Source organism: Amycolatopsis sp. NPDC039088, from assembly GCF_055598845.1.
Genome location: NZ_JBVKAE010000008.1, coordinates 277208 through 287168, shown reverse-complemented (window position 1 = coordinate 287168; position 9961 = coordinate 277208). Strand labels below are relative to the sequence as shown.

Genomic DNA, 9961 nt, shown 5'->3' with positions numbered 1-9961 from the left:
CATTCCGACGCTGGAAGCCAATACACGTCGTTCCGGTTCACGCAGCACCTTATCGATTCCGGTATCGACGCGTCAATCGGCACGGTCGGCGATGCTCTCGATAACGCGCTCGCGGAATCCGCCATCGGACTTTACAAAACCGAGTTGATTAAACCGAACGGGCCATGGCACAATAAGCAAGAAGTCGACGTCGCGACCGCCGCGTGGATCGAGTGGTACAACACCCGGCGACTCCACGGAGCATGCGGCGACCGGCCACCCGTCGAGTTCGAGACCCTGTACGCGGACGGCGACCTGATCAGCCTGGTCGCCTGACCCCAACAACGAGTCTCTACCGAACCCGGGGCGATTCACGTTCCTTCGCGAAGAGGGACTTCGACCACCCGTATCCCACGAGCGCGAGCACAGCGCACCAGCCGACGGCGAGCCAGCCGCTGCTGCCGATCGGAGTTCCGAGCAGCAGTCCTCGGATCGTCTCGATGACCGGGGTGAACGGCTGGTAGTCGGCGAACCAGCGCAGCCACGCCGGCATCGAGTCGGTGGGGACGAACCCGCTGCCGAGGAAGGGAAGCAACATGAAGATCATGGGTGTGTTGCTGGCCGTCTCCACGCTTTTGGCCGCCAGTCCCAGTGCCACCGACAACCAGGTGAGCGCGATCGTCAGCAGCAACAGCAGGCCGGCGGTCGCGAACCACTCGCCGACGCCGGCCGTCGGCGAGAAGCCGATCAGCAGCGTCACTCCGAACACCACGGCGAGGGCGAACGTCGTCTGGATGAGCGCGCCGACGACGTGCCCGGTCAGTACCGAGGCCTTGCTGATCGCCATGGTGCGGAACCGGGCGATGATGCCCTCGGTCATGTCGGTCGCGACGGAGATGGCGGTTCCGAGCGCGGCACTGCACACGGTGATGAGCAGGATCGCCGGTGTCACATAGCCGACGTATTCGGCACGGCCGCCCCCGCCGCCGAGTCCGTTTCCGAGTGTGCCGCCGAAAACGTAGACGAACAGCAGCAGGAACACGATCGGCTGACCGATGAGCATGATGGTGAGCGACGGATAGCGTTGCATATGCCGGATGTTGCGGCGCAGCATGGTCGCCGAGTCACGCATCGACAGGGACAAGGTGGTCATCGGACCGGCTCCTTGGTCGCTTCGGTCCGGTGACCGGTGAGGCTGAGGAACACGTCGTCGAGATCCGGCGTGTGCACGGTGAGGCTGTCCACAGCGACGGCTTCGGCGTCGAGCCGGTCCAGCACGGCGCGCAGGGCGGTGACGGTGCCGTCGGTCGGCACGCGCAGCGCCAGGGATCCTTCGTCCGAAGTGGACACTTGAAGCGCACGGCTCGCGTCGCGCAGCGCGACGGCGTCGGCGAACTTCAGCTGCATGTGCCCGCCGGGAACGCGCCGCTTCAGTTCGTCGGGTGTGCCCAGTGCGACGACCCGGCCGCCGTCGAGCACGGCGACCCGGTCGGCGAGCTGGTCGGCCTCCTCCAGATACTGCGTGGTGAGGAAGATCGTCACACCGCCGTCGACGAGGTCGCGGATGATCTGCCACATCGTGCGGCGGCTGCGCGGGTCGAGACCGGTGGTCGGTTCGTCGAGGAAGATGACCTTGGGGTCGCCGATCAGCGTCATCGCCAGGTCGAGCTTGCGGCGCATGCCGCCCGAGAACGTGGCCGGCGTCTTCTTCGCCGCGTCGGTCAGTTCGAACCGTTCCAGGAGTTCGGCGGCGCGCTCGCGCCCGGCACGGCGCGGCAGATGGTGCAGATCCGCCATGAGGAACAGGTTCTCCTCACCGGTGAGGAGATTGTCGACCGCGGAGAACTGTCCGGTGAGGCCGATGGCGGCGCGGACGCCGTCCGGATCGGTGGCCAGATCGGCCCCGGCGATGGTCGCCGTGCCCGCGTCCGGACCGACCAAAGTGGACAGGATGTTGACGGTGGTGGTCTTGCCCGCGCCGTTCGGGCCGAGCAACGAGAAAACGGTGCCGGGCGGGACGTGCAGGTCGATACCGTCCAGCACGACCTTGTCGCCGTAGGACTTGCGCAGTCCGGTCGCGGAGATGGCCGGATGTCTCATGTGGATTCCCCCTGGTGTGTATGGATCCGTGGGTCAGGAACGGCGGATGACGATGTCGCCGACGGAGGTGCCCGCGTGGACTTCGACCTTGTCGGTCGCGGTGTCGGGGCTGGTGGCGGTGTCCATCTCGTTGACGACGCGGCCGAAGCCGGTTTTCACGTCGAGCCAGGCCGCGCTGCCCTCGCGGATGCCGATCTCGACATCGCCCATCGACGTCTCGAGGGTGAGCGTGCCCCTGGCGGCGTCGAGCACTCGGACCGAACCGTTGGCGGTCTTGGCTTCCACGCCGGATTCGGCCTTGTCGACGGTGATGTCGCCGTTGGCCGAGCGGACGCGGATCGAGTCACCGGCCGCTTCGATCGTCGTGGTGCCGTTGGAGTTCTTGATCACCCCGGTGCCCTCGATCTCACCGATCTGGACGCGACCGGAACTCGTGGTGACGTCGGCGTTGCCCGCGACGTGGTCGACGACGATGCTTCCGGAGGCGGAGTGCAGTTTCAGTTCGCCGGTGTGGTCGAGCCGGAGGTGTCCGGTGCCGGACTTGTAACGGCAGGCGCCGAGCCGCCCGGTCGCGGTGAGGTCGCCGAGGCCGGTGCTCCCCTGCAGCCGGGAACCGGTGGGCAGTTCGATGGTGACGTCGATCGACCTCGTCCGGTTGGAGAAGTCGAGCAGGCGCATTTTCGGTGCCCGGACGGTCAACGTGCCGCCGGAGAACTCGACGACGGTCCGCTTCGCGGCGTCCACGTCGGACTCGTTGCTCTCGTCGACCGGAGTGACTTCGACGACCGTGTCCGTGCGGTCGGTGGCGACGATGCGGACGTTGCCGACGACCGGTTCGACGTCGGCCAGAATGGGTTCCGGGGTGGCGAAAGTAGGCATGGTTGTCCCCTCAAAGGTGGTGTGATCGGTGTTTGTGCTGGTCGAGCGGATGTGGCTGAGAGCTAGCTGACCCAGCCGGTGTAGCGCTGCGCGGCGCGACGACCGCCGCTCGCCGGGTTCGGCGTGGTGGGCCGTTCCGCCGGCTGCAGCGCGGCGGACGCGGCACGGACGAGCCACGCGTTGACCGAACGGCCTTGCGCGGCCGCGGCCTCTTCGACTCGTGCCTTCAGGTGTTCCGGCAGCCGGAAGTTGATCCGGGCCGTTGCCCCTTCTTCGTCCGCCGGTGAAGCCACCGGGGGTTCCGGCGCCGATACGGCGGCGGGACCAGCGGGACCGGCGGGCTCGACCGTGGGCGGTGTGACGGCGAAACTGGCTTCCCCGGCGCGCAGCCGGACTTCGACCGAGCCGGGCGCGAGATCTCGCGTGATCTCGTCCGACGCGGCGGACAGCGCGTCCAGTAGCGCGAGGCGGATGGCCGACGCCAGCGGCGCGGTCAGGCGTTCGGCGAGGGCACTCGCCTCGGCTCCGCCCGCCTCGGCGGCGAGAGCGAGTTCCCGGCGAACGTTGTCCACAAAGGGCGTCAAATCCATGATGCCATCATGGCACCATCATGGCGCCATTGCAAGGCCAATGTGGCGCCACCTTGTGCCAAAGTGGCGTTTCCGCAGGTGGATGGCAGGAAGTGTGAGTGTTTTGGGTCGTCGGAACGACCCAAAACACCCACGGGAAGGGGAGTGACCTGCCGTCAGGTGTGGGGGTCACCAAGGCAGGCCGCTACCCAGGCTCAAGCCGCGGTACGCGGCGTCAGATGAGGCCTTCGCGCAGCGCGTACGCCACGACGTGGGTGCGGTTGCGCAAGCCGAATCGGCTGAGCAGGCCGTGCAGGATGTTCTTCACGGTCCGGTCGGAGTACGCCACCCTCCTGGCGATCTCGCCGGTGTCGTATCCCTCGGCGAGCAGCCGGAGCACCTCGGTCTCGCGCGGCGACAGTCCGCTGAGGGTGATCTCGCGCGGTTCGAGAACTTCCTTGTGCAGCCGCGAAATTCCCCGGAGCAGGCTGCCGAGCTGATCGGCGGGGAGATCGCCCCGGCCGGCGTGGGCGTCGGCGACCGCGCGCCGCAGCCGCGCCGGTGTCGCCTCGGCACGCGCGACGACGACGGCGAGGCCGCGTTCCACCGCGGCCCACAGGTCGGCCTGTTTCGGCTGATCCGCAACGAGCACCAGCCGGGCGGGCCCGGCCGGGATGCGGTGCGGCTCGGTTCCCGCGACCGCGACGAGGACGTCGGCCGTCTCCGGATCGTCCCGCAAGGTGATGCCCGGGCCGGAGCCGAGGGCGCTGCGCAGTCCCGCCCGGACGAGCGGGTCCGTGGCGTGCACCGCGACCCGGATCTCCCGGCGTTCCTCGGCACGGACGCTCGCCCGTGCCGTCGTCGTCATGATCGTCGACATGTTTCCAGGTAACCGGCTCCGGAGAAGGCAGGACAAGCGCAAGGAGGGGGCAGCTTTTCGCCACCGGAAGCCTGCCGGTTGAATGGACCGCGGTGAAACCGGTGGAGACGGACGACAAGCGGTCGGTGTTCGGAAAGCTCCTGCTCGAACACCGGCGGGCCGCCGGGTGGACGCAGGAACGGCTGGCCGAGGCCTCCGGGCTCAGCGTCCGCGCCCTGCGCGAATTGGAACACGGCCGCGCGCGGGCCGCCCAGCAGCGCTCCGCCGAGGTGCTCGCCGACGCGCTCGGCCTGACCGAAGGTGACCGGGAGTTCTTCCTGACCGTCGCCAAGCAGGGGCGCCGCCGGAATCCGGCGCTGGCCGCACAGGCCGCGGCGACCTGCGCGCTGCCCGCTCCCCTCGCGGATCTGTGCGGCCGGGAAAGCGAATTGGCGCAGCTGTCCGCGAAAGTCGCCGAGGGCGGCGGCGTGGTCGCGATCGTCGGACAGGCCGGGGTCGGGAAGACCGCGCTCGCGGTGACGGCGGCGGACCGGGTGCGCGGGGACTTCCCCGACGGCTGCTTCGCGGTGAATCTGCGCGGGATGGACGAAGAACCGCTGAGTGCCCGCGCCGCGCTCGACCGGCTGCTGCGCGCGCTGGACGTCGCGCCAGGGCAGGTACCCGCCTCCGAAAGCGAACGGTCGGCTTTGCTGCGGATGCTGCTCGACGGGCGGAAGGTCCTGCTGCTGCTCGACAACGCCGCCGACGAGGCGCAGGTCCGGCCGCTGCTGGTCACCGGCCCCGGCAGCCTCACCCTGATCACCTGCCGCCGTACGCTCGCCGGGCTGGAGGGCGCCCGCTGGCTGGGGCTCGAACCCCTTTCGGACGACGGCGCGACCGGCCTGCTCGCCATGATCGCCGGGGCGGACCGGGTGCGCGCGGAACCCGCCGCGGCGCGGGAACTCGTCGAGCTGTGCGGATATCTGCCGCTCGCCGTCCGGATCGCGGGCAACCGGCTCGCGACCCGCCCGCAGTGGTCGCTGGCCCAGCTGGCCGACCGGCTGCGCGACGAAGGCACCCGGCTGCGCGCGCTCGCGGCGGGCGATCTGCAACTGCGCTCGGCGTTCGACCTGTCCTATCGCGCGGTTTCGACCGGGGCGAGGCGGTTGTTCCGCAGGCTGGCGACCGTGCCGGGCGCCGACTTCGGTCTCGAACTCGCGTGCGTCGTGTCCGGCGCCGCCCCCGCCGACGTCCGCGAGCACCTCGACGAACTCGTCGACGCCAGTCTCCTGCAGACCACGGCCGAACCGGAACGCCACCAGTTCCACGACCTGATCCGCCTGTTCGCCGAGGAACGGTTCGAGGCGGAGGAGGATCCGTCCGTACGGGACATCGTGCTCGGTCATCTGCTCGAAAAAGCGGCCGAGGCGGCCAGGTTGTTCTATCCCAAGGCGCCGGATACCTGCCGGTTCGGCTCGCGGGACGAGGTCGCCCGCTGGCTGGACGTCGAAGGCGACAACTGGGTCGCCGCGCAACGGGTGGCGGCGCGGAAGGGCAGGCATCGGGAGGTCAGCGAGCTCGCCGTCGCACTGCACTGGTACTCCGACGGGCGGAGCGGGCAGCGGCCGTGGTGGGAGATCTTCTCCCTCGGCGCGGCGGCGGCGAACGCGCTCGGCAACGCCGCGGACGAGGCGAAACTGCTCAACTTCGTCGGCTGGGCGGCCAATGTCTGCCTCGACGACGCCCAAGCCGCCGTCGAGGCACACCGTCGCGCACTCGACATCGCCACCCGGATCGGTGACCGCACCGAGCGGACCTGGGCGACGATCTACCTGGGCCAGGTGCTGCGGTATGCCGGGAAAGACGCCGAAGCGTTCGAATACGCGAAACGCGGGTACGAATCGGCGGGCGAACTACCGTTCTGGGAGGGGCAGAGCTCGGCCCGGAACGTCTACGGCCATTCGCTGCTCGCGGCCGGACGGCACGCCGAAGCGCTCGCCGTCCACCGCGGCGTGCTCGCCGACGCCGAACGGCTCGCGGGCGACACGTACCCCGGGCTCCACCGGATGCTGAAGGCGCTGACCCTGCGCGCGATCGGCGACGTGCTCGGCGGGCTCGCCGAATGGCGGGAAGCGGCGGGCTACTACCGCACCAGCCGATGGCTCTCGTGGGAAGGCGGATTCGGCTCGATGGAGGCGATCTGCGCGCTCCGCGAGGGACGCGCCTGGCGGGAAGCGGGCGCCTTCGAGGAGGCCAGGGAGTGCCTCACCTTGGCCGTCGAGCTCTCCCCCGAGCCCGGCCTCCGCGCCCGGCGGGAACAGGCGCTGGCCGAACTCGCGCTCCTGCCCGGGTGATCATGTCCTCGTGGGTAAGCTTCGGGCCGATGAAGCGGGAGGGCCGATGAGGGACGCGGACGGGCAGAGCCCGCGGGAGCGCTATCGCGACCAGGTGCGCGCGGAGATCAAGCAGCACGCCTGGGAGCAGATCGCCACCGCCGGGGTCTCCGCGCTGTCGCTCAACGCGATCGCCAAACAGGTCGGCATGAGCGGCCCGGCCCTGTACCGGTACTTCGCCAGCCGCGACGAGCTCATCACCGCGCTGATCCGCGACGCCTACCGGAGCCTCGCCGACACCGTCCGTGCGGCGTTCGATTCCGGCGCCGATCTGGCCGGGCTGGCCGTCACCATCCGGGACTGGGCCCGGAGCGACCCGCAGCGCTACTTCCTCATCTACGGCACACCCGTCCCCGGCTACCACGCGCCGGAAGACACCACCGCCATCTCGAACGAGGTCATGACGGTCCTGCTCGAAGCGTGCGGCGCGATCACCGTGGACAAGCCGGAGACGCCGTTCGACGCGCATCTGGACAGCCACCGCGCATGGGCGGGCGACCATCCGGCCCCGTCCGCGACCCTGCACCGGGCGCTCGCCTTCTGGACCCGCCTGCACGGTGTGCTCTCCCTCGAACTCGCCGGGCACTTCACCGGGATGAAATTCGACCCCGACCTGCTGATCGCGGACGAACTGAATGACCTCACCACGCGGTGACCGGCGTTTCGCCGAGCCGATCGCGTCCACGCTGAATCTTTTCCGCCCATCGGGCGTCTAGCTGTGTGCCGGTTGACATACAACGTTGGAACGTTATAACCTCTAAGTAACGCTAGAGGCAGTCACCACCTGGAACGTTTCGTATGGAGCGTTTCCGTGTGGCTTGTTTCCGGGTGCTTCGGATGGGGACTCGATCGTGAATCGCGGAGGGAAGAGCGCGGCGGAAACCGGCCGCGTCAGAGTCGCCGTCCATGCCCCGGATCTCCTGGCCGGACTGGGCGCGACGGCCATCATCGGCGCCGACTCGCGGCTGGAAGTGCTGTCCGACACCGACCTCGGGTCGGCCGAAGTGATCGTGACGATCGGGAATTCGATCGGCGACCCGGTTTTCACGTTCCTGCGCCAGGTTCGTTCCGCGTCCACACTCGAGTCGCCTCCCCGGTGCGTGATCGTCACCGACCATTTCCCGGTCCAGGTCCTGATGACGGCGATCGAATGCGGGATGGCCGCGTTGCTGCCGCGGCGCGACCTCGACGGTGAACACCTGGTGCGGACCATTCTCGCGGTCAGCCAGGGCGCCGGGGCCCTGCCGCCTCGTTTGCAGGGCAGCCTCCTCCCAGCTCGAAAGGCTGCAGGAGGACCTGCTGACCCCCAACGGGCTCGCGTTGTCCGGATTGTCCGACCGGGAACGTGAGGTCCTCCGGCTGCTGGCCGACGGGCACGGCACGGAGGAGATCGCGGCCGAACTCGCCTATTCGGAGAGCACGGTGAAGAACGTCCTTCATCGGGTGATGACGCGCTACGGCCTGCACAACCGCACGCACGCGGTGGCTTTCGCGCTGCGCACGGGCTCCATCTGAAAAGAGGGATTCGGGAGTTTCGGGAGCCGCTGCCCGTCCAGAGTGGACATGGCAGGAAAGAGGTCTTTTCCCCGCCCCCTTCAATTTATAGCGGACATGGGGGCTTGCGGCAAGGCCGGGGTGATCCCCCAGAATTGCCGCCCTGAAGCAGAAACCTGCGAAAATGGGAGTCGCTAAGTGCGTGTTTTGATGACGTCGTGGGGGTCGCGCGGGGATGTCGAGCCCTTGGTCGGGCTCGCGATGGCCTTGCGGGAACTGGGCGCGGAAGCGCGGATCAGCGCACCGCCGGACGACGAGTTCGTGGCTTTGCTGGAGCGGGCCGACGTGCCGCTGGTGCCGCTCGGACCGTCGGTGCACTCGGTGGTCGCCGGTCCGAAGCCGCCGACAGGGGAAGACGCGCTGAAGCTCGCTCCGGCACTGGTCGCCGCGAGGTTCGAAACGCTGACCACGGCGGCGGAGGGGTGTGACGTGCTCCTGGCGACCGGCCTGCTGCCCGCCGGCGCGCGGGACGTGGCCGAGAAACTGGACATCCCGTACGTGTACGCGGCTTTCCACATCTTCGGGCATCCGTCGCGGCACTACCCGCCGGGTGCGCGTCCCGGCACGCCGTCCCCGGCGGGTGAGACCGACAACCGGACGCTGTGGCGGCAGGACGCGGAGCGGGTGAACGCCCTGTACGGCGGGGCACTCAACACTCACCGGGCGGCGATCGGGCTGCCCCCGGTGGACGACGTCCGCGGCCACGTCTTCACCGACCGGCCGTGGCTGGCGGCGGACGCGACGTTGTGTCCGTCGGAAGGAATGACGGACGCCGAACTCGTCCAAACGGGAGCGTGGATCCGGCCGGACGACCGCCCCCTCCCGGACGACCTGGAGAAGTTCCTGGATGCCGGTTCGCCGCCGGTGTACGTAGGCTTCGGCAGCATGGCCGCCCACGCGCCGAAGGACATCGCACGGGTGGCCGTCGAGGCGATCCGGGCGCAGGGCAGGCGGATCGTGCTCGGCCGTGGGTGGGCCGGGTTGACCTCGATCGACGACGCCGACGACTGCTTCGTCGTCGGCGAGGGCAACCAGCAAGCCCTGTTCCGGCGAGTGGCCGCGGTCGTGCACCACGGCGGTGCGGGTACCACGACGACGGCCGCCCTGGCGGGCGCGCCACAGGTGATCGTCCCCCGGATCGCGGACCAGCCGTACTGGGCCGCCCGGGTGGCCGAGCTGGGCGTCGGGGCGGCGCACCAGGATCCGACGCCGACCGTCGAATCCCTGTCCGCCGCGCTCAAGACGGTCCTGACCGCCGAAACGCGCGACCGGGCGAAGGCCGTGGCCGGCACGATGCGAACCGACGGGGCGACCGTGGCCGCGAAGATGCTCTTCGACCTGGCCAAGACGGCGTGACGGGAAGTCCGTGAAGGCCTCCTTCCCTACCCTGAAAGTCAATGCCAGGGACTTATTGAGGGGTAAGTCAAACGTGTCGTGTCGCGGGCTGTGGTCGCTGCTGCCTACGCGTTTCCCTGGTGGTGAAGGCTTCCTTGCCTACGCTGACGGTAGTGAAGGAGCCCTTCACTACCGTCAGGCGTGATCCCTGGTGACAGTGGGACGGCTGTGACATCAACGTCCCGTCTTGAAGTCCGTGAAGGCCTCCTTGAGGGACCCAGAGTCCCTCAAGG

The 9961-nt window shown here is 69.0% G+C and carries 11 protein-coding genes; 6 read left to right on the top strand and 5 right to left on the bottom strand.

Annotation, left to right across the window (positions count from 1 at the left end; translation table 11 throughout):
- The coding region (locus tag ACZ7KI_RS13485; RefSeq protein ID WP_470273427.1) for a transposase at positions 1-315 on the top strand (315 nt) is incomplete at its 5' end.
- A gap of 16 nt (positions 316-331) precedes the next feature.
- Here ACZ7KI_RS13485 and ACZ7KI_RS13480 read toward each other — a convergent pair.
- The 5 genes from ACZ7KI_RS13480 to ACZ7KI_RS13460 form a co-directional block, all read right to left on the bottom strand.
- Positions 332-1132 carry an ABC transporter permease gene (locus ACZ7KI_RS13480; RefSeq protein WP_470273426.1) on the bottom strand — a complete coding sequence of 267 codons (801 nt, stop codon included), beginning with the start codon at positions 1130-1132 and terminating at the stop codon, positions 332-334.
- The gene (locus tag ACZ7KI_RS13475) at positions 1129-2079 is read right to left on the bottom strand and encodes an ATP-binding cassette domain-containing protein (protein WP_470273425.1); all 951 of its coding nucleotides are present in this window, start codon (positions 2077-2079) and stop codon (positions 1129-1131) included. The genes ACZ7KI_RS13480 and ACZ7KI_RS13475 overlap by 4 nt, the downstream gene beginning before the upstream one ends.
- A gap of 33 nt (positions 2080-2112) precedes the next feature.
- Positions 2113-2958, bottom strand: a complete 846-nt coding sequence (locus tag ACZ7KI_RS13470) for a DUF4097 family beta strand repeat-containing protein (protein WP_470273424.1) — start codon at positions 2956-2958, stop codon at positions 2113-2115.
- Positions 2959-3020: 62 nt separating this feature from the next.
- On the bottom strand, positions 3021-3548 hold the full coding sequence (locus tag ACZ7KI_RS13465; RefSeq protein ID WP_470273423.1) for a toxin-antitoxin system HicB family antitoxin: 528 nt from the start codon (positions 3546-3548) through the stop codon (positions 3021-3023).
- A 214-nt stretch (positions 3549-3762) separates the two neighbouring features.
- Positions 3763-4407, bottom strand: a complete 645-nt coding sequence (locus ACZ7KI_RS13460) for a helix-turn-helix transcriptional regulator (RefSeq protein WP_470273422.1) — start codon at positions 4405-4407, stop codon at positions 3763-3765.
- A gap of 92 nt (positions 4408-4499) precedes the next feature.
- Between ACZ7KI_RS13460 and ACZ7KI_RS13455 the strand changes: the two genes are divergently transcribed.
- The 5 genes from ACZ7KI_RS13455 (at position 4500) to ACZ7KI_RS13435 (ending at position 9689) form a co-directional block, all read left to right on the top strand.
- Complete coding sequence (locus tag ACZ7KI_RS13455; protein WP_470273421.1) at positions 4500-6740, top strand: ATP-binding protein; 2241 nt, start codon at positions 4500-4502, stop codon at positions 6738-6740.
- Positions 6741-6786: 46 nt separating this feature from the next.
- Positions 6787-7434: a TetR/AcrR family transcriptional regulator gene (locus tag ACZ7KI_RS13450; RefSeq protein WP_470273420.1), complete on the top strand. Its 648-nt coding sequence runs from the start codon at positions 6787-6789 to the stop codon at positions 7432-7434.
- A gap of 196 nt (positions 7435-7630) precedes the next feature.
- Positions 7631-8128: a DNA-binding response regulator gene (locus ACZ7KI_RS13445; RefSeq protein WP_470273419.1), complete on the top strand. Its 498-nt coding sequence runs from the start codon at positions 7631-7633 to the stop codon at positions 8126-8128.
- Positions 8109-8294 carry a response regulator transcription factor gene (locus ACZ7KI_RS13440; RefSeq protein WP_470273418.1) on the top strand — a complete coding sequence of 62 codons (186 nt, stop codon included), beginning with the start codon at positions 8109-8111 and terminating at the stop codon, positions 8292-8294. The genes ACZ7KI_RS13445 and ACZ7KI_RS13440 overlap by 20 nt, the downstream gene beginning before the upstream one ends.
- A 177-nt stretch (positions 8295-8471) precedes the next feature.
- Positions 8472-9689, top strand: a complete 1218-nt coding sequence (locus ACZ7KI_RS13435) for a glycosyltransferase (RefSeq protein ID WP_470273417.1) — start codon at positions 8472-8474, stop codon at positions 9687-9689.
- The last annotated feature ends 272 nt before the right edge of the window (positions 9690-9961 follow it).